This is a genomic window from Vibrio gallicus (assembly GCF_024346875.1).
Classification (GTDB): Bacteria; Pseudomonadota; Gammaproteobacteria; order Enterobacterales; family Vibrionaceae; genus Vibrio; species Vibrio gallicus.
The window spans coordinates 1,890,440-1,913,833 of sequence record NZ_AP024871.1 but is presented as its reverse complement, the minus strand read 5'-3'; the positions used below and the strand labels follow the sequence as shown (position 1 = coordinate 1,913,833).

The 23,394-nt window shown below is 42.7% G+C and carries 22 protein-coding genes; 16 read left to right on the top strand and 6 right to left on the bottom strand.

Going from position 1 to position 23,394, the window contains the following annotated elements:
• The first annotated feature begins 7 nt into the window (after nucleotides 1–7).
• The 4 genes from OCU28_RS08875 to focA all read left to right on the top strand — a co-directional run bounded on the left by OCU28_RS08875 (nucleotide 8) and on the right by focA (nucleotide 4,670).
• Nucleotides 8–1,711 (top strand): ABC transporter permease, encoded by a 1,704-nt coding sequence (locus tag OCU28_RS08875; RefSeq protein ID WP_261815850.1) that lies wholly within the window; start codon nucleotides 8–10, stop codon nucleotides 1,709–1,711.
• Entirely contained in the window at nucleotides 1,677–2,351 is a 675-nt protein-coding gene (locus tag OCU28_RS08870) for an ATP-binding cassette domain-containing protein (protein WP_261815849.1), read from the top strand. Before OCU28_RS08875 ends, OCU28_RS08870 begins: the two co-directional genes overlap by 35 nt.
• On the top strand, nucleotides 2,344–2,964 hold the full coding sequence (locus OCU28_RS08865; RefSeq protein WP_261815848.1) for a CDP-alcohol phosphatidyltransferase family protein: 621 nt from the start codon (nucleotides 2,344–2,346) through the stop codon (nucleotides 2,962–2,964). The genes OCU28_RS08870 and OCU28_RS08865 overlap by 8 nt, the downstream gene beginning before the upstream one ends.
• Nucleotides 2,965–3,200: 236 nt before the next feature.
• On the top strand, nucleotides 3,201–4,670 hold the full coding sequence (focA, locus tag OCU28_RS08860; protein ID WP_261815847.1) for a formate transporter FocA: 1,470 nt from the start codon (nucleotides 3,201–3,203) through the stop codon (nucleotides 4,668–4,670).
• 29 nt (nucleotides 4,671–4,699) lie between these two features.
• Here focA and OCU28_RS08855 read toward each other — a convergent pair whose 3' ends face one another.
• Nucleotides 4,700–5,629, bottom strand: coding sequence for a LysR substrate-binding domain-containing protein (locus tag OCU28_RS08855; protein ID WP_261815846.1), 930 nt, complete (start codon nucleotides 5,627–5,629; stop codon nucleotides 4,700–4,702).
• A gap of 278 nt (nucleotides 5,630–5,907) precedes the next feature.
• On the opposite strand from OCU28_RS08855, the gene OCU28_RS08850 reads away from it, so the two are divergent.
• The 7 genes from OCU28_RS08850 (at nucleotide 5,908) to OCU28_RS08820 (ending at nucleotide 12,398) form a co-directional block, all read left to right on the top strand.
• Nucleotides 5,908–6,243, top strand: coding sequence for an ArsR/SmtB family transcription factor (locus tag OCU28_RS08850; RefSeq protein ID WP_261815845.1), 336 nt, complete (start codon nucleotides 5,908–5,910; stop codon nucleotides 6,241–6,243).
• A gap of 52 nt (nucleotides 6,244–6,295) precedes the next feature.
• Nucleotides 6,296–7,348, top strand: coding sequence for an ACR3 family arsenite efflux transporter (gene arsB, locus OCU28_RS08845; RefSeq protein WP_261815844.1), 1,053 nt, complete (start codon nucleotides 6,296–6,298; stop codon nucleotides 7,346–7,348).
• A gap of 286 nt (nucleotides 7,349–7,634) precedes the next feature.
• Nucleotides 7,635–8,108: a hypothetical protein gene (locus OCU28_RS08840; RefSeq protein WP_261815843.1), complete on the top strand. Its 474-nt coding sequence runs from the start codon at nucleotides 7,635–7,637 to the stop codon at nucleotides 8,106–8,108.
• A 23-nt stretch (nucleotides 8,109–8,131) separates the two neighbouring features.
• The gene (locus OCU28_RS08835; RefSeq protein WP_261815842.1) at nucleotides 8,132–9,058 is read left to right on the top strand and encodes a tripartite tricarboxylate transporter substrate binding protein; all 927 of its coding nucleotides are present in this window, start codon (nucleotides 8,132–8,134) and stop codon (nucleotides 9,056–9,058) included.
• A gap of 64 nt (nucleotides 9,059–9,122) precedes the next feature.
• Nucleotides 9,123–9,569, top strand: coding sequence for a tripartite tricarboxylate transporter TctB family protein (locus tag OCU28_RS08830; RefSeq protein WP_261815841.1), 447 nt, complete (start codon nucleotides 9,123–9,125; stop codon nucleotides 9,567–9,569).
• Between the two features lie 8 nt (nucleotides 9,570–9,577).
• Nucleotides 9,578–11,074, top strand: a complete 1,497-nt coding sequence (locus OCU28_RS08825) for a tripartite tricarboxylate transporter permease (RefSeq protein ID WP_261815840.1) — start codon at nucleotides 9,578–9,580, stop codon at nucleotides 11,072–11,074.
• A gap of 229 nt (nucleotides 11,075–11,303) precedes the next feature.
• On the top strand, nucleotides 11,304–12,398 hold the full coding sequence (locus tag OCU28_RS08820) for a polysaccharide lyase family 7 protein (RefSeq protein WP_261815839.1): 1,095 nt from the start codon (nucleotides 11,304–11,306) through the stop codon (nucleotides 12,396–12,398).
• 174 nt (nucleotides 12,399–12,572) lie between these two features.
• On the opposite strand, the gene OCU28_RS08815 is transcribed toward OCU28_RS08820, so the two are convergent.
• The 5 genes from OCU28_RS08815 to hipB all read right to left on the bottom strand — a co-directional run bounded on the left by OCU28_RS08815 (nucleotide 12,573) and on the right by hipB (nucleotide 16,879).
• A complete protein-coding gene (locus tag OCU28_RS08815; RefSeq protein WP_261815838.1) occupies nucleotides 12,573–12,917 on the bottom strand; it encodes a RidA family protein in 345 nt (114 codons plus the stop codon).
• A 235-nt stretch (nucleotides 12,918–13,152) separates the two neighbouring features.
• Nucleotides 13,153–13,965, bottom strand: a complete 813-nt coding sequence (locus OCU28_RS08810) for a RecX family transcriptional regulator (protein WP_261815837.1) — start codon at nucleotides 13,963–13,965, stop codon at nucleotides 13,153–13,155.
• A gap of 426 nt (nucleotides 13,966–14,391) precedes the next feature.
• Nucleotides 14,392–14,826, bottom strand: a complete 435-nt coding sequence (locus OCU28_RS08805) for a DUF411 domain-containing protein (protein WP_261815836.1) — start codon at nucleotides 14,824–14,826, stop codon at nucleotides 14,392–14,394.
• 485 nt (nucleotides 14,827–15,311) lie between these two features.
• Nucleotides 15,312–16,631 (bottom strand): type II toxin-antitoxin system HipA family toxin, encoded by a 1,320-nt coding sequence (locus OCU28_RS08800; protein WP_017107446.1) that lies wholly within the window; start codon nucleotides 16,629–16,631, stop codon nucleotides 15,312–15,314.
• Nucleotides 16,631–16,879, bottom strand: a complete 249-nt coding sequence (gene hipB / locus OCU28_RS08795; RefSeq protein WP_017107445.1) for a type II toxin-antitoxin system antitoxin HipB — start codon at nucleotides 16,877–16,879, stop codon at nucleotides 16,631–16,633. The genes OCU28_RS08800 and hipB overlap by 1 nt, the downstream gene beginning before the upstream one ends.
• A 518-nt stretch (nucleotides 16,880–17,397) precedes the next feature.
• Here hipB and OCU28_RS08790 point away from each other — a divergent pair.
• From OCU28_RS08790 to OCU28_RS08770, 5 genes are all read left to right on the top strand, one after another.
• Complete coding sequence (locus OCU28_RS08790; protein WP_261815835.1) at nucleotides 17,398–18,384, top strand: transposase; 987 nt, start codon at nucleotides 17,398–17,400, stop codon at nucleotides 18,382–18,384.
• Nucleotides 18,385–18,584: 200 nt separating this feature from the next.
• Nucleotides 18,585–19,271, top strand: a complete 687-nt coding sequence (locus OCU28_RS08785) for a Mobile element protein (RefSeq protein ID WP_261815834.1) — start codon at nucleotides 18,585–18,587, stop codon at nucleotides 19,269–19,271.
• Between the two features lie 228 nt (nucleotides 19,272–19,499).
• Nucleotides 19,500–19,694, top strand: a complete 195-nt coding sequence (locus tag OCU28_RS08780) for a hypothetical protein (protein ID WP_261815833.1) — start codon at nucleotides 19,500–19,502, stop codon at nucleotides 19,692–19,694.
• 235 nt (nucleotides 19,695–19,929) lie between these two features.
• Nucleotides 19,930–22,044 (top strand): RecQ family ATP-dependent DNA helicase, encoded by a 2,115-nt coding sequence (locus OCU28_RS08775; RefSeq protein ID WP_261815832.1) that lies wholly within the window; start codon nucleotides 19,930–19,932, stop codon nucleotides 22,042–22,044.
• Nucleotides 22,044–23,378 (top strand): DNA-processing protein DprA, encoded by a 1,335-nt coding sequence (locus tag OCU28_RS08770; protein ID WP_261815831.1) that lies wholly within the window; start codon nucleotides 22,044–22,046, stop codon nucleotides 23,376–23,378. The genes OCU28_RS08775 and OCU28_RS08770 overlap by 1 nt, the downstream gene beginning before the upstream one ends.
• The last annotated feature ends 16 nt before the right edge of the window (nucleotides 23,379–23,394 follow it).

Below are 23,394 nucleotides of genomic sequence, written 5' to 3'. Positions count from 1 at the left end.
CCGCGTAATGCTTCGATTGTTGTACCTTGTGGTTATCGCGGTATGTGTATTACCGATTGTGCCGGGAATGTTAGGTGTCAGCGCCTCTTCTTTAAGCTTCATCCCTCCGTTGGGGATGGAGCAAGTTTCCTTGCAAGCATTCAGCGATGTATTTAGTTGGCATGGTGTAGGGCGCTCAATTGCTCTAAGTTTAAGCTCGGCATTACTGAGCAGTTATTTAGCTTGTTTGCTTACTTTTGTTATTCTCCAATCATGCTGGCATAGCCGCTGGTGGCGACGTATTGAAATAACACTTTCTCCTTTATTAGCCTTGCCACATGTGGCGTTTGCGATTGGTTTTGCTTTTCTGTTTTCTCCAACCGGACTTGGCGTGCGCGCACTGCATGCCTTAACCGGAGTAGACCTTACTCATAACAGTGGTGCACAACAAGCGCTGCTGGTTCAAGACCCATATGCTCTAGGGCTAACCTTGATGTTAGCCATCAAAGAGGTACCGTTTTTACTGCTAATGAGCATCCCTATCCTTAAACAGCTCAATGTAGAAAAAAGCATTAAGGTCTCCGCCTCTCTTGGCTATAGCGTCTCTCAAATGTGGTGGAAGGTGCTACTGGTACAATGGCTGGTGAAGCTGCGTTTTCCTATGTTTGCGGTGTTGGCGTATAGCTTGTCAGTAGTCGATGTAGCCTTGATTGTAGGGCCGACTAATCCCCCCACTTTTGCAGTATTGGTATGGCAGTGGTTTAACGACCCCGATTTGTCGCTGTTGCCTCGCGCATCGGCAGGTGCTGTGGTGCTGTTTTGTTTGACCTGTTTTGTGTTGCTGCTAGCTCGGGGAATCGAATATGGCGTGAGCCGGAGATACCGAGCTTGGCAATATTCGGGACGTAGTGGTATCCAGTTTCCGGGCACAAGCGTAATACTTGGATTGATTGGGCTGTGCCTAAGCATAGTGCCGGTGATGCTGTTGTGGAGCTTTGCTCAGCGCTGGCGCTTTCCTGACTTAATACCGAGTCGATACAGCATGCGGTTCTGGGAGTATGAGTGGCAGGGGATTATTTCTACCTTGCAGCAAAGCCTTAGTTTGGCTTTAGTTTCTTCACTAGTTGCTATCGTACTCGCTTTAATTGCTCATGAATATCGCCTACGTTATCGCTGGCATATCCCTGGTATGGTGATAGTGCTCCCGATGTTGATACCTCAGTTATCTATGCTATTTGGGTTGCAGATAGTGAGCTTGTCGATAGCCGGTGATTACCATTGGCTTTGGGTATGTTGGGCGCATGTATTGTTTGCATTTCCTTTTGTGTACTTGGCTCTTGATGGCCCTTGGCGTGCCTATAATCCCAAAATGACGCAGGTAGCGTTAAGCCTTGGAAAGTCGCCACTGCATGTATTTATTGCGATTAAACTACCGCAGTTGTTTTCAGCTGTACTATTTGCGTGGGCTATCGGGGTCAGTGTTAGCCTAACGCAATATCTGCCAACCTTGATACTCGGGGCTGGACGTATTACCACTTTGACCACAGAGGCGGTTGCGCTTTCGAGTGGCTTTGATCGCCGAGTCACAGCAATCTATGGGCTTTGGCAGGCATTGCTGCCATTGATGTTCTTTATGCTGGTGGTGCTATTAAGCCGCATTAAGCTTGGTCGTATTTCTATAAAAAGGTTTGTAGCTGATGAGTCTATGTCTAAACGCACTCACCGTTTATAAGCGCGATGGTGCGCTGTTGTTTGATCCTATTGATCTCACTGTTAAACCGGGAGATGTGGTGTCATTAATGGGACCTAGTGGTTGTGGGAAATCTACGCTACTTGACGTCATCGCTGGACACCTAAGTGATGAGTTCTGCTATAAAGGACGAGTCGAGCTGGATGGAGAGCAGATAGATGCTCTACCAGCTCACAAGCGAAAGGTTGGGATTCTTTTTCAAGAGGACTTGTTGTTCCCTCACTTGAATATCTGGGAAAATCTCGCCTTTGCCTTACCTGAGTCAATTAAAGGGCAGGCTCGTCGTGAACAAGCAATTCAGGCACTAGAGAACCTATCGCTATTAGAGCTACAGGCATCTTATCCTGATCAGATATCGGGAGGTCAAAGAGCGAGAATATCTTTGGCGCGTATGTTACTTGCTAAGCCTCAAGTTGCACTATTAGATGAGCCTTTCAGTAAACTCGATAAGGCTCTGCGCAGTCAGTTTCGAGACTGGGTGTTTGAGCAACTAAAGCAAGCTAACATTCCAACGCTATTAGTGACTCATGATGAGCAAGATAACCCGCCGAGTTGCCGTACCTTGAGCTGGCCTTGGTGCGATATATCACACTCGTTACAAAAAGAGGACCGTCATGCTTGATAGCTACAGCGTGCGTTTAATTCGCTGGCCACTGGCGCAATGCGCGAAACTACTAGACCGATGTGGAGCTACTGCCAATCAAGTGACTGTTATTGGCTTTGTTATTGGTTGTCTGTCTCTGCCAATGTTGGTCATTGAGCAATATACGGCTGCATTGGTGTTTATTGTTTTAAATCGTATCTTTGATGGGCTTGATGGTGCATTAGCCCGCAGGCAAGGGATCAGTGATGCAGGGGGCTTTCTCGATATTAGTCTCGATTTTCTTTTTTATTCGCTGGTACCGTTTGGCTTTGTTTTAGCTAATCCAGAAGCAAATGCGATTGCTGGAGCGTTCCTGATTTTCTCTTTTATTGGTACAGGGAGTAGTTTCTTGGCTTTTGCGGTAATGGCGGGAAAGAGGGGTATCAATAATCCTGTATATAAGTATAAATCCCTCTATTACATGAGCGGCCTTACTGAAGGAACAGAAACCATAGCCTGTTTTATTATATTGTGTCTGCTTCCTCATTATTTCTCTTATATAGCTTACGCCTTTGGTTGCTTATGCTGGTTTACCACGGTAACTCGCATCTACTCTGGGTTTCATACCCTAAAGGGAAGTGAGGATTGCTAGCCAGATAATGGTGTAAATCACGCTAAGCCACCTATATAAAGGGGTTAGTGAGCGCGCATCTAGTGATGTTGCGACCACTAACCCCTTTTTTGCTTCAAATTCCCTTAATGATCGAATCAAAATTACTCGATATTTTTTCAATCTAAGATTTCATATTCTGAATGTGTTGCCAGTAAACGGTATTGGCAACAACTATTAGCAAGCAGTATCTACTGCCACATTCAGAGGAGAAATGAATGTCACTACATCGCCCAAAGCCGACATTGGTTGAGGATCTAGGTTCTAAAGCTGCGCCTAGCCTTACCCAAACAGCTGCTGATTATGGGCATCAAAAGGTTTTAAAGCCGTTTAAGCAGTCTTTTGTATTAGCCATATTCGCAGGAGCGTTTATCGCTCTAGCGTTTGTTTTCTACATTACGGTTACCACAGGATCACAAGGCCAAGGATGGGGCATGACCCGTTTCGCTGGAGGTTTAGCGTTTGGACTTGGTCTTATTTTAGTTGTGGTTTGTGGCGGTGAGTTATTTACCAGCACCGTATTAAGCTCTATAGCATGGGCTCAGAAGCGAGTAAGTAGTAAGCAGTTACTACTGTGTTGGCTTCGGGTATATGCGGGCAACTTTGTAGGAGCAATGCTGACACTTAGCCTAATTATCATGGCCAAGATGTATTTACTCGACGGTGGAAATTGGGGGCTCAATGTATTGTACATAGCAACCCATAAGCTGGAGCACTCATGGTGGCAGGCATTTTCACTGGGAGTGTTATGTAACTTATTGGTATGCCTAGGAATATGGATGAGTTTCAGCAGTAAAGAGAGTGCGAGCAAGTCACTACTTGTTCTATTGCCAGTGGCGATGTTTGTCAGCTCGGGTTTCGAGCACAGTATTGCCAATATGTTTATGGTGCCTTTAGGGATAGCAGTGAAGTTTTTGGCATCCGGTGAAATGTTAGAAGCGGCACATACGGCAGGGATACACATTGAGCTACTTAATGTGAGCAATTTTGTAGTAAACAACCTAATACCCGTAACCCTAGGAAATATTTTTGGTGGAGGTGTATTAGTCGGGTTGGCGTTTTGGAGTATAGAGAATAAATCCGAAGACGGCCTACACGTAATCAATACATCAGATCAAAAATATTCGAACCTATCTAATTTGGAGTACGACATGCTAGAAAAACTAAAAAACTTACGCGTAGCGGATTTGGCTACCAATGATCAAGTAACTTGCTACGAGACACAAGACTGTGTGAGTGGTCTAAAAGCATTAATCGATAATAATCAAGCTGGGGCTGCGGTTATTGATAGTGCTGATAATGTTGTTGGCTTTATTTCACAGCAAGATCTACTGCGCGGGCTGTGGGGACAAGACTTTGATATTGAGTCGACACTAGTAGTAAAAGATTTTATGCAAACACCCGTTTGTACATTATCACCAGAGCAAAGCGTACTTAGCGCTCTTGAGCCAATGATAGTTGACCAAGATGTTCTTTATCCGGTTAACAACAATGGTTTTTATATGGGTGGGGTAAGTGCTTCTTATAGCGAGCGTTTAGCTCAAGCTGCGAGCAAAATGCCGAGCAGCTATCCAGTCGTTTTCCAAGGGCGTTATGTTGGTTTATTGCAGCGTGATGCTATAGCAGCATGGGTTGCTAACTTCTATCAGCCGCAACAGCAAGCTGATAAACAACGTACTGTCGCGTAAATAAAAAATGACACAACCAAGTTTTTAGGTCACACGGGAGTTGAACTCTTGTGTGGCTTGAAAGATCGTCCCTTAGTTAATCTTCTTGCTTCTGATAACAAGCACTCCCTTAAAGGGGACTCACCACTATCTGTACGCCAGATAAATGAAATTTCGCGCTGCATATTTAACTGAGGTGTTGGTAATATTATCAGTTGATTGGTCTCTAACTTATTCACCACGTCCAGATAAGGAACTACGCCAAGGTAGCTTCCGTTGGCAACCATTGCCTTTATTACACGCACACTTTCATATTCCTTCCATACCTTTATATTATCTATAAGCCCATGTATTGCGCCATCAAAGATGCGCCTAGTTCCTGCCCCTGGTTCACGTAGCACCCATTTGGCTTGTTCAAGCTGCGCTAATGTTACCTGCTTATAGTGGGCAAAAGGATGATTAGGGGAGGCAATAACCACTAAGTTATCATCTAACCAGTGTTCTGTTTGTAAGCGTCCATCGCTGTTCTTTCCCTCTATAATCCCAAGGTCACAATCATAATTTAACAGTGAGTCGATGACGTTCTCAGTATTCTCAATCATCAGGTCAATGCGCATTTCAGGGAAATCGCTATCAATTTTACTGATGAGACCAGGTAAGAGGTGTTTGGCGGCAGTTTGACTTGAACAGAGGGTTAGGTTGCCACTGATAAGGTGTTGGTCATGTAAGCCAAACTCAATTTGTTGTGCATTTTGTAGCAGTTTTTTAGCACGCGGGCGTAACCAGTGTCCCCAGTGACTTAGGACCAGTCTATTGCCTTGACGATTGAAAAGAGGGCGGTCAAGTACTGACTCCAGTTGAGATAGTGACATACTTACAGCGGATTGGGTCATAGAAAGCTTCTTAGCCGCAGCACTAACGCTCTCTTGGCTAGCGACTGCGTCAAATACGGTGATCTGTTTTAAAGAAAACTTGAACATAACCTACTCCTTGTAAGATATATGGGGTCATAACTCAGCATGAAAATCACTCACAAGTATCAAATAAATTGATACTGACTATGCATAAATACTAACATATTGATTGTTTTATAAAAGTTAGTTTTCATTACTATTGTGTAATAGGTGGTAAATAACTGTATTACTTGCACCAAGCCATATAGGGTAGTCGAGATAGACGAATACATCTGTGGGCGGAGTTGAAATATTTTTAATGAGGCGTATTATTTCGGCTATTAATAGGATAATCGGAGTAGGTCATGTCTGAATGTGAATGTGTAGTTAGCGACTTACTTAGTAGCGATGAAGGGCAATTACAGCTGGAAGCTGATTTTGCACGCTTGTCTAAAGCATTATCACATCCTGCTCGCGTTAGAATTCTAAAGGTACTTGTAGATTTAGACTCTTGCGGAGGATGCCTAAATAGCGATCTGGTTGGAGAGTTAGGGCTTGCACAATCTACGGTTTCCGAGCACCTAAGAATACTTAAAGAGGTTGGCTTTGTTCGCGGAGAACCTAAGCCCCCTAAAATGTGCTACCGAGTAATACCTGAAACAGTAGCGCAATATAAGAAAATGTTATCCGCTTTGTATTAAGCGGTTTTTTTTACTACCATCAATCGTTTTTCGACGATTAACGAAGGTGACTATGAGTCAATCACAAACAGCAACAACCAAGCTGAGTTTCTTAGACCGCTATCTTACGGTTTGGATCTTTCTAGCAATGGCAATCGGAGTCGCTATTGGAGCATTGTTTCCACAGGTAGCTGATATTAATGAGTCTTTGTCGGTAGGTGGAACAAATATTCCATTGGCGATAGGACTTATTTTAATGATGTACCCTCCGCTTGCTAAAGTGAATTACAACCTGCTGGGTAAAGTCACCAAAGACCGTAAAGCAATTAAGCTTTCTCTGGTTATGAATTGGATTGTTGGCCCTATCTTGATGTTTGTTCTAGCAATGACCTTCCTTGGCGATCACCCAGGATACATGGTTGGTATCATCCTTATTGGTTTAGCGCGCTGTATTGCAATGGTACTGGTTTGGAATGACATCGGTGGCGGTAATCGTGAATACGGTGCCGCACTTGTTGCACTTAATAGTGCTTTCCAGATAGTAACCTATAGCTTTATGGCATGGTTATTTATCACAGTGTTACCTCCAGTTTTTGGCTATCAAGGTATGGTTGTCGATATTTCAATGCTTGAGATTGCGCAAAGCGTTGCTATCTACCTTGGCATCCCATTTGCTGCCGGCTTCTTAGGTAGAAAGTATCTTGTGGCTGCAAAAGGTGAAACTTGGTACAACGAGGTATTTATTCCGCGTATCTCACCAATGACATTAATCGCGCTTCTTGGCACTATCGTGCTGATGTTTAGCCTTAAGGGTGAGATGATTTTAGAGTTGCCAATGGATGTAGTGCGTATTGCTATTCCGTTAACCATTTACTTCGTGGTTATGTTTTTCAGTAGTTTTTATATTGGTAAGCGTATGGGCATTGAGTATGACAAGAATGCATCAATTGCTTACACCGCAACTGGCAACAATTTTGAATTGGCGATTGCGGTTGCGATTGCAGTATTTGGTATTAATTCAGACCAAGCGTTCGCTGGAGTAATTGGGCCACTGATTGAGGTGCCTGTCCTAATTGCCCTTGTTAATGTGGCGCTTAAGAAAAAGTACACGCTAAAAGCGGCATAATATAATACTAATATCAATCTCTTAGCCCCATTATTATGGGGCTTTTTTTATGCCTTTATCTCTTCTTATATCTGCCTGTGCTATCGGGCATCGCACTGCCTCAATAAATTAGTGTGAGCTACTTCTCCGTTTTATCCTTCGATTATCAATAATTATGCGATCATATGCACTGTTTTGATTATGCCTGAGTGATCAATATATCATTTGCGTAACTCGTATCTACTCCTTTTGCATGTCATACAATATAGTCACGGTATATGAGCAAGCATTCATAGGGATTGAACAGATGAAGAGTCATAAAGAGATAGCTCAAGATGCTATTGAACTAGTAAAACCTGCCATTGAAAGGCTATTTGAGCGTACTAATCGCAAGGAAATGCATATTGTGATCATGGACCCAAGAGTTAAGCCTTGGGAGAGTGATTTTCAAGAAGCTATTCTATGTGAAGCCTCTCTTGGTCAACCGCAATCGTGGACGATTCCATTCGATGAGTTCGCAAGAAAGAAAGCTCAGCAAGCGTGGCGAAACTCCAATTCAAATTTAACCAATCAAACCCTACATACATCTTCGCTTCGTGAAGACGACCTGTTGTTCTACGGCTCATTTGTCTATGGCGATATCGTTGTCGCGTGCAGTGGCGTAGAGCAGTGGTATGACATGCTAGTGAGCGGCTGGATTGCAGTCGCTATGGAGCAGCTATGCATGAGTGAATATCAAAATAATAAGATCTCCAACCCTACTCAAACACTTAGAAAGTAACTATCCAACATAAGGTCAATACAATGAATAAACTATTAAAATCTCTACTGGTTGCTGCCGGTATTATGGTATCTGCAACTGCAGTTGCTGCTGATTACCCAACTAAGAATATCCGCTTGGTCGTTCCTTTTGGTGCCGGTGGTGGTACTGATGCTGTTGGGCGTACACTTGCAAATTCAGCCAAAGACATTCTTGGCCAAAATATAGCGGTGATGAACCGTACTGGCGGCGCAGGTGCTGTAGGGATGAGTTTTGGTGCTCAACAACGAGCAGACGGTTATACCTTGACTGTTGTTACTCGTGAAATTGCTTCTTTACCACAGATGGGACTGATGCAACACGATGCAAGTGATTTTAAACTGATTCGTATGGTTAACCTTGACCCTGCAGTTGTTCTAGTTGCTAAAGATAGCCCATATAACACCATTAACGACCTTATTGCTGAAGCTAAAAAAGGCGATGGCGTAGTTAAGTTTGCATCTACTGCGGCTCCAAACTTCTATCTAATGGCACTAGAGAAAAACCAAGGTATTAAACTAAACGCAATTCCTTACAACGGTGCAGCAGAAGCGATTCCTGCGGTTCTTGGTAACCATACTGATGTAACTATGGTTACCCCAGGTGAAGCCATTGCTCAGCTGCGTTCTGGTCAGCTAAAAGCACTAGGTGTAATGTCTGAAGAGCGTATTTCTTATATCCCTGATGTACCAACTTTAAAAGAGCAAGGTATTGATGTAGTCACTGGTACATGGCGTGGTATTGGCGCTCCTAAGAATACACCAGATGAAGTAATCGAGACGCTAGGCAAGGCATTTGATCAAGCGATGGCATCACCTGAATTCAAAGAGTTTATGAATAAAGGCGCGATGACTATCCACAACATGAATGCACAAGAGTTCACTAAATTTGTTGAGCAAGATACTAAGTCTCTTTCGACTTTGATTAACTAACACCATTGATATTAGGGGAGGGTGCAAGCCTCCCCTTAATTCTAAATACCTAAGGGCAAACGCTATGCTCAATCGACACGTTGTATTTCCCTCTCTTCTTATTGTTTGTAGTGCGTTCATTCTTTATTTCGTTAGCCAGTTCGCAGAGCCTAGATTTCAAGATGCCAGCGTAGACGCAAAATTCTTTCCAGCTGTGATTGCGATTATTCAGGTGTTGATCTGTGTAGCGCTTATTGTGCAACATAAGCTTAAAAAAGCCGCGACCGAAGCTGAGCAAAAAATCATCTCTAAGATGGCTGTATTTGGCATTCTATTTTTGATTGGCTATGCGGTTCTTATCACGATTGTAGGCTACTTATATGCCAGTCTTATCGCTTTCACTCTTTATCTAGTTTTCTTCAAAGTTAAGAAGCCTCTTTATTATGCAGTGGCTTGGAGCTTTGTACTTGGAGTGTATTACCTATTTGGTGAAGTGTTTTATATCGCACTGCCTGAAGGCATGTTTTATTAGGAGCCACTATGCTTGAACATATTTTAAATGGCCTATTAACCGCCTTTAGTCCTGACGTTTTACCGGTTCTGATATTTGGTGTTGTGGGTGGGATTGTGCTGGGTGCTTTGCCTGGGCTTACCGCAACAATGGGGGTAGCTATATTACTGCCATTTACCTTTGGTATGGAACCTACAGCTGCTTTAGTTATGCTGATTGGGGTCTATATTGGTGGAATTTACGGCGGCTCAATTGCTGCTATCTTACTAAAAACACCCGGTACACCGGCATCAGCAGCTACCGTGTTAGACGGACATACATTAGCCGCCAAAGGGCAGGCAGCCCGAGCGCTTAGTATCTCTGCGGTTGCTTCTTTTACTGGAGGCTTGATCAGCACCATAGTATTGATTGCTGTTGCCCCGCTTCTAGCCAATTTTGCGTTGCGCTTTAATGCTCCCGAATATTTTGCACTTGCGCTATTTGGTTTAACTATTATTGCTAGTGTGTCATCGCAGAATATATTAAAGGGATTGCTGGCAGGTACGATTGGCTTGCTAATCTCAACGGTAGGGTTAGACCCTATCAGTTCAGTTCCTCGCTTCACCTTTGGGGTGATGGATCTCTATAGCGGTATCAACGTAATTCCAGTATTGATTGGCTTATTCGCACTTTCTGAAGCCATTAATCAGATAGAGAAAATTCTACAAGAGAAGAAAGCCAAAGCACCGAAGTTTGATCACAAACTGATGAGCAAACAAGACCTGAAAGAGATGATGCCAACTGCAATTAAGAGTGGGGTCATGGGAACAACCATAGGGTCTGTTCCTGGCGCTGGCGCGGATATCTCGGCTTTTGTTTGTTACAACGAAGCCAAGCGTTCTTCTAAGAACCCTGATGAGTTTGGTAAGGGTTCAGTGCGCGGATTAGCAGCGGCAGAGGCGGGCAACAACGGTGTTACTGGCGGGTCATTGGTTCCACTTCTAACCTTAGGCGTTCCTGGAGATGCAGTTGCCGCAGTACTGCTTGGGGCATTGATTGTTCAAGGACTTACCCCAGGACCGCTGCTATTTGCTCATAGCCCAGAAGTAGTTTATGGCGTGTTTAGCTCTATGCTGGTAGCAAACGTAGTGATGCTATTAGTTGGGCTACTTGGCATTCGATTCTTCTGCCGTATCATCGAAGTTCCTAAGCTGCTGATGATCCCTGTGATCCTGTTTTTATCTGTGGTTGGCGCCTATGCTATCAACAACTCGATGTTTGATGTGGGCATTGCGATTGCATTTGGTGTTTTGGGCTTTGTATTAGGTAAATTAGAGATCCCATCTTCACCAATACTACTGGCTATCATATTGGGGCCAATGGCTGAAACCAATTTGCGTAAATCATTACTTATGTTTGATAACAGTTGGTCATTCTTGTATGAGCGTCCTATTGCACTAGCCTTTATTTTACTGGCTGTGTTCTCTGTTTACTCGACAATGAAAATGAAGAAAAAGCAGAGGCTTGAGTCACTAAAGAACTCATAATGTTCAACTAAGTCAGTGATAATATTCACTGGCTTAGTTATTTTTTTACGCAGAAAAGCCCATCTAGGCTGACCGTTTGAGCAAGATAAGATTTTTGATTTGTAAGCGGCTAATTTTTATAGTGTGATGCGATTCAAATATTGTCTTATTATATTAATGCATTATTAGTGCATCTAATTAACAAGGCTCAATATTGGAGTCTGAATTAATATCCCAGAGGGAACGATTCATGCAAAAACTGAATAAAACAGCAATGCTTGTAATGGCAGCACTAGCTGGTGGCCTTGCAGGCTGTGCAACTACCGCAACAGATGCAACCACTGCAACAGATACAGCGACTGCAACCACTGTAAATCATTCACAAACTGTTGTAGCTAAAGACCCAGCATTAGCAGCACAGTACAACCTTGATGTTAACAAGACTCCAACTGAAAACTTTGACTTGTCAAAATTCAAACTAAACCTGCCAATGGATGACGATAAGTCAGAGCGCGCAGGTAAGGTTATGGAAATCTACAAGGATATGTTGAACAATAAAGAGAAGCCATTCTCTCAAAAAGATTGGTTCTACACTGACCAAACTACAGGCGCAATGGTGTTTGCTTCTCCAAACAAAGCAATGACCACACCTAACTCAAAGAATGCTCGTAGTGAACTGCGTGCAATGCTTGCCGATGATTACGGTTCAAACAAAAATAACTTTACTGTAGCTTCGACTAAAGATGCTGATCAATACGGCTCTATCGGCGGCGAAATGAGTGCGACTCTTTCTGTTGATTGGGTTAGTACCAGTGGTAACTATAAAAAGAACGGTGCATTCGCAACTGTAATTGGTCAAATCCACGGTTCTAAAAATGAACCGCTGAAGATCATGTACCGTAAACTGCCAGAGCATAAGCACGGTTCACTTTATTGGAACTATGAAACAAATGCGCTAGGTGATGACTATGGCCAACGCCGTGACATCATGCATGAAGTATTTGGTAAATCAGGCCTACGTAAGGGTTCTGCAGATCCAGTTGATGGTATCCTATTGGGTGAAGTGTTCTCTTATAACGTAAATGTAGAAGGTGACATCATGCACCTAACCTTTACTAAGAACCCTGGCAAGCCAACTCAAGAAATTAAGAAGTTCGACATCAACCTAGCGAAAGGTCACTATAAAGGCGATGAGTATGACCAAGGCTACGCAAATGATTGGATGTACTTCAAAGCAGGTACTTACAACCAATGTAATACTGGCTCAAGCGGTTGTTCTAACAACGGCATCGAAGCTGGTGACTACACTAAAGTAAGCTTCTACCAGTTTAAACTTGATCAATAAACTTCGTTTTTATTGACCTCTAACAGCCCGCTCACATTTTGAGCGGGTTTTTTTATGCTTGTAGTTGCTGGCTAGGGGGAGGAGTTATCGTATTGAGGAGTAGAGGAAATCGAGCTGATAAAAAAGGGCTCTTAGAGCCCTTTAAAACGGTTTAACAGAACAGTGACTATCTTGCTAGATTGCCGCTATAACTGAAATCTCCACGAGTAATTCTTCTCTTGCCATAGATGCTTGCACGCACGCTCGTGCAGGGGCATGACCTTCAGCAACCCAGTTGTCCCAAACCTCATTCATTGCTGAGAAATCATCCATGGTCTTAATATAAATAGTAGCTGAAAGCAGCTTGGTTCGATCAGAGCCGACACTGGCTAGTAGATCATCTACTTTCTCCAGCATAGTACGAGTTTGGCCGGTGATATCTTGGCTAGAGTCTTTAGCAACCTGGCCACAAAAATACACGGTATTATTATGAATCACAGCGCGACTCATGCGTTGTTTGGTTTCTTTTCGTTCAATCATCGTCTTCACTTTAAAAGAGTATTTATGGTTCAAATAGATGAGTGGCGATTATACCGAACAGCCAATAATATAATTTGGTAACTAGCTCAGTTTTTCGTTTTTTATCTTGTGTACGTCACGATATGGGAAGTAAAAGGTAAGGTCTAAAGTGTGGTTAGGCCGCTATTTGTATGGGGTGTGTTAGAAGCAAGATGCTTTCTATTTAACAGCGACTACCTGAATGCAGAGCTAATGGTTACTCATCCCCATCGCTTAATGCATACTTTATCTCCTCAGAAGAGAAGCCTTTGCGCGAAAGCATAGCGTAGGCCTTGCTTCGTTCTTTAAAGTCATTCAGGTCGTAAGATTTCTTATGTAGCTGTTCGAGGCAAGAGGCAAAAAAGTCGATCTTGCCGCTGTTAGTCGCTTGTTCGATAAAAGTATCGAGGTCAGAAATATCGATTTTTCGCAGCTTCAGTTCTTGGCGAATGACCGTAAGGCCTTTGCCTTTTCTTACATACTTGAGCACTTCCTTTTCAAGGTCTGCTTTTTCAGCCTTTATCTCTAAGTTAGAGCGTAAAGTGCCTACATAGGGGTGCTGAGAAATAGCTGTTTGCACCTGCGAAAATGTAAACCCACGCTTTAGTAAAGAGTTAACTAGCTTCTCACGACTCATCGTAAATTCTTGATACTGGTTATTGAGCCTTTCTATCAAAATAGCCAACTCGTCTATTTCAAGTCGCTTTTTAACGGTGTCGATAGCACTGACAATAGTGTGCTCACCAATCCCTTTATGCTTTAATTTCTCTACAATGTAGTTCGACCCATACTCACTACTAAAAGAACGCTCAGCAAACTGCTCAGCAAACACAGAGTCAGACTTGAGATAACCGTAGCCTCGCAGGCTCTGCAAGGTCTGATCGATCCATTCTTGATTATCTGTTTTCGCCTTGAGTTTAGTCAGCAGTTCACTCTCAGTCATATCCCTCTGAGTTAGGTGCCACATAGCCGAATTCATCACGCTCTCAATGCGTGTGGCTTTTCTTGGTTTGTTGGAGTCAGAGTTCATGGTGTTACCGAGAGGTTTGAATGACGGTGATTATCATAACTTAGATTATGGTCATTTGGACTAACCTGTGTAGTTTGATTTTAGACTTAGATTGATGGAGTCTTAAGATTCTAAAGCAATTGGCTTAGGGGACTTGCCTTTTTACTCAGTTATCGATTGCCTGGCGCCAGATAACCCTGATTGAGATCGAATTGACATGGAATCTGTCACTATGTCCACCGACGGTAGAGCGTGAATTATCCGATAAGACCCAGTAAGACAATGAAAATGAGATATTGCCTATTTTTCAATGCTTTAGGGAGTAAGGTGATTATCGAAGAGCGACCTCCATTATCCAAGTGCTTAATGCTAAACAACCGTTATGCCAGCACTTTTCAGCCGGAATAACGGTTATAGTTTAACTATTTACATAACGAGTAAGTTCCCTTAATACGTTGCGTAAACACTTGTGTTGGCATCATTATCATAGGCGATGACATCGAAGCCCTTATACGCACCACCGGCCATGCCCGGAGAGTGCATTGGCATTCCCGGCGTTGCTAGTCCTTTAATATCTTGCGGGCGCTCTTTGAGAAGGCGGGCAATCTCTTTCTCTGGTACATGCCCTTCAATTAGATAGCCATCGATAATCGCGGTATGGCATGCCTTGAGCTTAGTAGGTAGCCCATACTCTTGATTGACGCTTGTCCAATCTTCTTGGTCATGGACATCTACCTTATACCCTTTGTGCTCCATGATCTTTACCCAAGCGGCACAGCATCCGCAACTTGGGGATTTGTACACTTCAATATTGCTACTTGCAAAGCTTAGACCACTAAATAGCAGGGAAGAGGTAAGGATGACTTTGTTGATTGTATTCATTGTATTGCTCCATTGCCAAGCGATGAGCTCGGCAAATTAATATTGTGTAGAAAGTGAAAAATACCTTTATCGTTAGATTTTGTGGGATCGAACGCTAAACAATAGGAGGCCGCAATACGGCTTGCTTGTAGGCTGGAAAAATACCTGGAGAGGGTAGCGCATCACTCGCTTGCTCAAGGCTTATACTTGATAAAATCAGTGTTGATGAGGGTAAACTCAGTAAACTGCCACAGGCCTGTTCGCAGCACTGGTGAGAAGTGCTTCCAAAGTCTTTTATTTTTCTTTATTTTCAATGTCTTATTTGAAATTGATTTTTTGGTTTTGTGTCGATTTAGTACTGAAAATATGGATTAATTACCTTGAGCTGTCAACTGGGTTCAGCTCCCACTTAGGGAGTTGAACTGGCAGCGATAGCTATGAGTAGATAACACAAAGAGCGGAAGCTCTTTGGACTTTCCTATTGTATTTATTGATACTGAAAGGGGTTATTGGCCTGAATTTATACCTAGTTTTTTTACCATTTTTAGAGAATTATCGAATATAGCTGTCGAAACTTCTTCAGGAAAGCTATCTGGAAGTCTAGCTTTTAGTCGTTCAATTGCTTGAGGAAGCTCAACTTGGATATCGTCTAAGATTTGTTGCATCTTTTCTTTGCTAAATCCTACAGATGTGGCTGTATCTAAGAAGTGACGAGCGTAGATTTTATTTATTTCATACTTCTTACCACGAGTTGCTTTTATCCCCATAGCTAACTTTAGCTTTCTTATATTTAATCCTTTTCCTCCAAGGACAACATAAGCAGATAGAATGTCATAAAAAGGGGTAAGCTTATAGCTTCCTCCTTTTTCAATAAAAATGGAAAAGTTCTTAGCATGTCCATCTGTAGCGCCAATTGCCCACTGGAAAACTTGGAACTTCATGAAGTTGTATTGGTCTTCTAGTGCGTTACTCGACCCCATCAAAAGCTCCATTATTTCAGCGATACCAGGACCACCTTGAGACTCATACTTTATAGATGAAGGTTTTCCGAAAACTTGGCAAATATCCTCTTGAGGTAATCGCAATAAATTTGTTTTATCTTTGTTCCAGCGTCTATCGAAACGTTCTACTGCTAGTGCTTTGACTTTTTCAGTATGGATAATCTCAACATTAGGCACTTCGAAACCAAGCTCTCTAGCCAACTCAATACAAAGGTATTCATTTTCAACGCTATCTGTTAGATCTAACGTTGCATGAGCTTGCTGTATTTCTCCAATAGGTAACTTGATAATATGAGTAGTTGGTGTATTGCCTTTCGGTATGCACCATTGGTCGTTGGAGCGAAGAAGAGCCGTTTTTTCTTGTGCGCCCGCCACTGATATTCTGAAGTCTTCCTCTTCTTCAAGCATCCCTAAGGGTATATCTGATTTGTATGCGAGAAGAACATTTTCAAGCTTTTCTTCATTTAGCGTCTCATAATTGATCTTATCTTCATTATAAGGTTGCTCAGGAGGTAATAAGGCTATTGCACCAACACTGTCTTTACCTACCTCTTTTAAAAGGTCAAATGGTTGCTTAGAAGAGGCTTTATATCTAGCAACTATTCTTTCTCTAACTTTTGGAGCATCAGGCAAAAGGTTATCAAAGTAATTAATAACTGCATCTGATTTTATTGGTGCTATTTGCAACTTTAATGATAAAGATATGGGGCGGGCTTTTCTGTTATTTATCCAGTCTGGATCATACTGGAAAGAATGAGCACCATTCGATTGTTTTTGTAATCTGCCGACAAGCTCTCCATTCATATAAGCTAGTAGTTCTTGCATTACCAGTCTTCCTCATCATTATCGTTACAATGTTGTACTAGGCTCTTTTCTTCTAACTTCAGTGTTAAGTTCATGGCTTGGAGCAGTTTAAAAAAAGTTGAGAGTGTAGTGAGATTTGGATTGTTCTCGAAGTTGGATATTGTTGATTGCTTTATACCAACTCTTTTGGCTAGCTCAGTCTGACTCCAGTTGTTCTTTTGCCTTATAAGAAGCATGCTATCAGCAAGTTGCTTTGGGCTATATATCATGTATTAGCTTCCTATTTTTTTGAATTTTAGATGCATAATTGCGTGCTTTATACATAGAGTATAGCATTATCCCTTGTAGGGGATACTAATTTGTTTTTGAATTGTACCTATCCCTTACAGGGGATGATAGTGTACCTATCCCTTATAGGGGATGATAGTGTACCTATCCCTTGTAGGGGGTAATAGTGTGCCTATCCCTTGTAGGGGATGATGGTTTACCTATCCCTTATAGGGGATGATAGTTTACATATCCCTTGTAGGGGATGATAGTGTACCTATCCCTTGTAGAGGGTGATATGTGCGTATCCCTTGTAGAAGGGAGGATATATACATTATGTTTAGATAGAACAATCAAAGCCCTTGGCTTTGACTTATCTATATACAGGATGATATTTAGCATGGATGAGCTTGAGTAAGTAAATCAAGGGATAGAAATTGCGGGACACCCATAAATATTGACGCCTCTCGACTCTACAGCTAGCTTTAATTGATGCACAGTGCATCTGGAGGTAGTTGTTATGACACAATCTCGACAGTCTCAAGTTTCTCTTTCTGATACTCCTTATTATCATTGTATCTCGCGTTGTGTTCGCAGAGCCTATCTGTGTGGCGACGATAAATATACAGGGCAATCATTTGAGCACCGTCGAGCATGGGTGGTTGAGCGGATGCATTATTTGTCTACGGTATTTAGTATGGATATCTGCGCCTATGCGGTGATGTCAAATCATTACCACATTGTGCTGCATGTCGACGAGCAATTAAATCAACAGCTTAGTGATGAAGAGGTCTGCTGGAGATGGGGGCAGTTATACTCACTTCCCGTATTAGTTCAGCGCTGGCTAAGAAAACAAACCTGCGTTGGAATTGAAAGTGAAACAGCTCTTAGTATCATCAATGATTGGCGAGAGCGCCTGATTGATATTTCATGGTTCATGCGCAGCTTAAATGAGTTTATTGCGCGCAAAGCCAACGCAGAAGATGACTGCTCGGGACGGTTTTGGGAGGGGCGGTTTAAGTCTCAAGCGTTACTTGATGAAGAAGCCTTATTAACATGCATGGCTTATGTCGATTTGAATCCCATACGCGCAGGCATCAACGACAGCATCGAAGCGTCTGAATACACCTCCGTTTATGAGCGTGTTCATGGCGTGTCACATCAAGATGACCCCCCTTGTAACAAGAAGGCATTATTTGGTTTTGTTGGCGATACCAGTGAGTCTGAGCAGCGTGGCATTCCGTATTCATTACTCGATTATATTGAGCTAGTGGATTGGAGTGGCCGTGTTATTCGAAATGACAAACCCGGTGCAATTGTCGCTTCGCACCCGAAACTACTACATTCACTTGGCTTAGATACAGAGACTTGGATGGGCTTAGCCAGTAATTTTGGCAAAGATTATCAAGGAGCGGTCGGAACACTGGATGAGTTGGCGTTATTTGCAGAGCATACAGGTAGGCGATGGATAGCGAAAAAGAACCAACTGCGACGATGTTTGCACTGACCACTCGCTCTATTTACTCATATTCACCGCACATCTTTATTAATTAGCCTAGCTAACGATACGCCACGCCTTGAATTCGCTAAGTTACGTATTTTAATGTCAATTTCACGACATTAATCAATATTTGGCCGATTTGAACTCATTATTTTGCGCTTTACCACGTAGCGGTTAAGTATCGTTCTGATTACTATAATTAATGGGTGTCCAGTTTTATCTTTCTCTGGCTAAGAAAACAAACCTGCGTTGGAATTGAAAGTGAAACAGCTCTTAGTATCATCAATGATTGGCGAGAGCGCCTGATTGATATTTCATGGTTCATGCGCAGCTTAAATGAGTTTATTGCGCGCAAAGCCAACGCAGAAGATGACTGCTCGGGACGGTTTTGGGAGGGGCGGTTTAAGTCTCAAGCGTTACTTGATGAAGAAGCCTTATTAACATGCATGGCTTATGTCGATTTGAATCCCATACGCGCAGGCATCAACGACAGCATCGAAGCGTCTGAATACACCTCCGTTTATGAGCGTGTTCATGGCGTGTCACATCAAGATGATCCCCCTTGTAACAAGAAGGCATTATTTGGTTTTGTTGGCGATACCAGTGAGTCTGAGCAGCGTGGCATTCCGTATTCATTACTCGATTATATTGAGCTAGTGGATTGGAGTGGCCGTGTTATTCGAAATGACAAACCCGGTGCAATTGTCGCTTCGCACCCGAAACTACTACATTCACTTGGCTTAGATACAGAGACTTGGATGGGCTTAGCCAGTAATTTTGGCAAAGATTATCAAGGAGCGGTCGGAACACTGGATGAGTTGGCGTTATTTGCAGAGCATACAGGTAGGCGATGGATAGCGAAAAAGAACCAACTGCGACGATGTTTGCACTGACCACTCGCTCTATTTACTCATATTCACCGCACATCTTTATTAATTAGCCTAGCTAACGATACGCCACGCCTTGAATTCGCTAAGTTACGTATTTTAATGTCAATTTCACGACATTAATCAATATTTGGCCGATTTGAACTCATTATTTTGCGCTTTACCACGTAGCGGTTAAGTATCGTTCTGATTACTATAATTAATGGGTGTCCAGTTTTATCTACTGACACTGCTATGCTTGGATACACACCATTGATGTTAGCGATTGAACTTGATGAAGCTGAGCTGGTGGAGGCTATGATAGATTCAAAACAGTATCAGGCTAACTTTCAAGATACCTGTATTGATTCACGTACTGGTCAACGAGTCGATATTGAACGCTTGATAAGAGAGTGGCGAGCGTCGAATGTAGCTAAAGCGCTTAGTTAAAGGGTATAGCTGAGCGCTACTCGATCTCATTCGAGGAATAAACTAATGAGGCTGATTTTATCTACTCTCACTAAAGATATACTTCAATGATACAAATACCCTAATGGCTGCTATTTTTATCCCAACCAGTATATTCAATACGTTGCCTTAAATGGAATCTATCTCATTGTTTTAAATTATTTTATTAAGTAATCTCTTTGGTGCTTATACAAAACTAATTACATAGGTGGGCTAGATGAATAGACAAGCGGCAGAACAATTACTCAAAACAGCAATTGATGACGAGGATGCGCAGTTTAGAGAAGGTCAGTGGGAAGCTATTGATGCATTAGTTAACCACAATCAAAAGTTGTTGGTTGTTCAACGAACTGGTTGGGGAAAGAGTTCGGTCTATTTCATTAGCACAAAAATTTTCAGGGATAGAGAGCAAGGACCTACAATCATTGTATCGCCTTTGCTTGCGTTAATGCGTAACCAAATAGAGTCTGCTGAGAGGTTGGGTATACGTGCAGTTACAATGAACTCATCTAACAATGAGGATTGGGAGGCTGTTACTCGTGACATCTTAAATGATCAAGTTGATTGTTTATTGATTTCTCCCGAGCGACTCGCGAATGACAATTTTGTTGAGACTGTTCTTCGTCCAATTGCTGACAGAATATCCTTAATGGTTGTAGATGAGGCTCATTGTATCTCTGATTGGGGGCATGATTTCCGTCCAGATTATCGCCGAATTGTTAGTATTCTAAGGCAACTTCCAGCAAATACCCCGGTTCTTGGAACTACAGCGACTGCAAATAGACGAGTTGTTGAAGATATTGAAGCACAGTTGGGTGATATTCAGACGCTACGCGGACAATTAGGTCGTGATAGTTTGGCATTGCAAAATATTCGATTACCTGATCAGGCGTCCAGATTAGCTTGGCTTGCAAGAGTAATTCCGCAATTGGACGGTACAGGGATTGTCTACACATTAACTACTCGTGATGCTGAGCAAGTCGCAGAATGGCTAGTTCGCAATGATATTAATGCTCGTGCTTATCATGGCAAAGTTACTCACCCAGATTTTATTACCCCGGCAGGTAATCCTGATTCAAATGCTTATCGTCAGCATTTAGAAACCCTGCTATTAAATAATCAAATTGACGTGTTGGTAGCTACTACCGCTTTAGGAATGGGTTATGACAAACCTGACCTTAGTTTTGTTATCCACTACCAATCACCAGGCTCAATCGTAGCTTACTATCAACAAGTTGGTCGGGCAGGGCGAAGGATTTCAGATGCGAAGGGGGTACTTTTATCCGGTGTCGAGGATTCTGATATCCATGAGTATTTCCGATCTTCAGCATTTCCCAGCCTTGAGCAAATCAATGAGATACTTGAAGCACTCGCTAGTGTCGATGGTCTAACAATACGTCAATTGGAAGAGCTAACCAACCTTCGTTTTGGGCAAATTGAGAAAGTGTTGAAGTTACTCAGTGTAGAGAACCCTGCACCTGTAATTAAAGAAGGTTCACAATGGAAGCGGACACCGGTTAGGTTCAACTTGGATCAGGATAGAATCGAACACCTGACTCATCAGCGGGAGTTAGAATGGCAAGAGGTTCTAGATTACCAAGTGAGTGATACTTGTTTAATGCTATACCTTCGCCAAGCTCTGGATGATGAGGAAGCACAGCCTTGTGGACGATGTGCAGTTTGTCTCGAAGAAGAAATAGTGACTAGTGCAATAGATTCTGCATTAGCCCACGATGCAGCGATTTTTTTGCGTCATGCAGAAATGACAATAAAACCAAATGTTCAGGTAGCAGCAGGAGCATTTGTTGAAGAAGGGTTTAGAGGTAACTTACCTATTGAGCGAAGAGCTCAAGAGGGCAGAGTACTGTCTCGTTGGGGGGATGCTGGTTGGGGACAAATGGTAAGAGATGATAAACATGACAATCATTTCCGAGATGAGTTAGTTGATGCAATGGCTGAAATGATACTTGAACGTTGGGAGTTAGAAGAACGACCAACTTGGTTATGTTGCGTCCCGTCCCGTAATCACCCTGAACTAGTTCCTGATTATGCTAGAAGGTTAGCTATACGGTTAGGTTTAGAATTTGTCGACGTGATACAAAAAGTTAGAGACAATGAACAACAAAAGTTCCAGCAAAACCGCTTTCATCAATGTCGTAATCTAGATGGTGCTTTTGAAGTCGAGGGATCGATACCAGAAGGGCCTTGCTTCTTAGTTGATGACATTGTTGATTCGGGTTGGACGTTAACTGTTCTCGCTGCGAAGCTTCAGCAAGCTGGCAGTGGTAAAGTATACCCAGTCGCACTAGCTTCCACATCGGTAAATGATTAATGAATTTAACAACAACAGCACAAGCGATAATCCTGCTTACCAGTTACTTTGGCAAGCAGGATAAAGATGCAGCAAAGCCGCTCACTAATGCGGAATGGGCACGTTTCGCTATGTGGTTGAGGGATAGTCAACTCAGTCCAGCTGACTTGCTGGATAACGACAAGAAAGCGTTGCTATCTCAGTGGCGAGATCCTAAAAACAAAGTGACTCAAGAGCGAATTGAAGCCCTCTTAAAGCGAGGCCACAGCATGGCACTAGCGCTTGAAAAATGGAGTCGCTCAGGCTTGTGGGTGATTACTCGTGCCGACAAAGATAGCTACCCTAAACGTTTACTCCATAAGCTTGGTAACCAGGCTCCTCCTGTGCTGTACGGATGTGGAGACAAAGAGTTGCTTAAGGCTGGTGGTATTGCAGTCGTAGGCTCACGCAATGCTTCTCCTGCAGATCTTGCTTATGCCGAACTGGTTGGATGTAAATCCGCGAATGCTGGTCTAGGGACTGTTTCTGGTGGAGCTAGAGGTGTCGATGAAACTTCAATGCTAGGTGCTATGAGTACTGGGGGTGCTGTTATTGGCATACTCGCTGATAGTTTACTGAAAACCTCTACTTCGGCCAAATATCGAAGCGGTCTAATGAGCGGCAACGTTGTGTTGGTCTCCCCTTTCAATCCTGAAGCTGGCTTTAACCGTTTTAATGCAATGGACCGCAATAAGTACATTTATTGTCTTGCGGATACTTCTGTAGTGGTTCACTCAGGAACTAAAGGCGGTACATGGGAAGGGGCTATTCAGAACATAAAGAAAGGTTGGGTTCCTACTTGGGTAAAGCAAACTCAAGACGCTGCAGCTGGTAATGCTGGAATTGTTGCAGCAGGAGCAAGCTGGTGTAGCGAGAACATTGTAGAGCTGGATGTTCAATCATTATTAGTCAACAGTGCCAATTCTAACGTTAACAACCAAACGGACTTGTTTAGCCGAGCACAAGCAGATTTGTTCGCACAGCCAAATGAAATATCTCAGAGTGAATATAACGATGAGAAGGCTGTAGAAGGCAGTTCTGAGCAAGAAATGAAAAATAATGAAGCGCTAGTAGAGAACAAAGAATCCGCTTTACTGACAAAGGCAGAGCCTGATGCTGTTACCAAAGACAGCTTTTATCAATTGTTTGTTCAGTATCTACAAACTTTAGCCAGTGAACCAATATCAGAAACAGAACTTGTTGAAGTATCAGAATTGCATAAAGGACAGGTAAAAAGCTGGCTAGCTCTTGCTCTAGAGCAAAATTTGGTGACTAAATCAACACGACCAGTGCGGTACCAGTGGAACAAAAAATAACTAAAAATAAAATCAC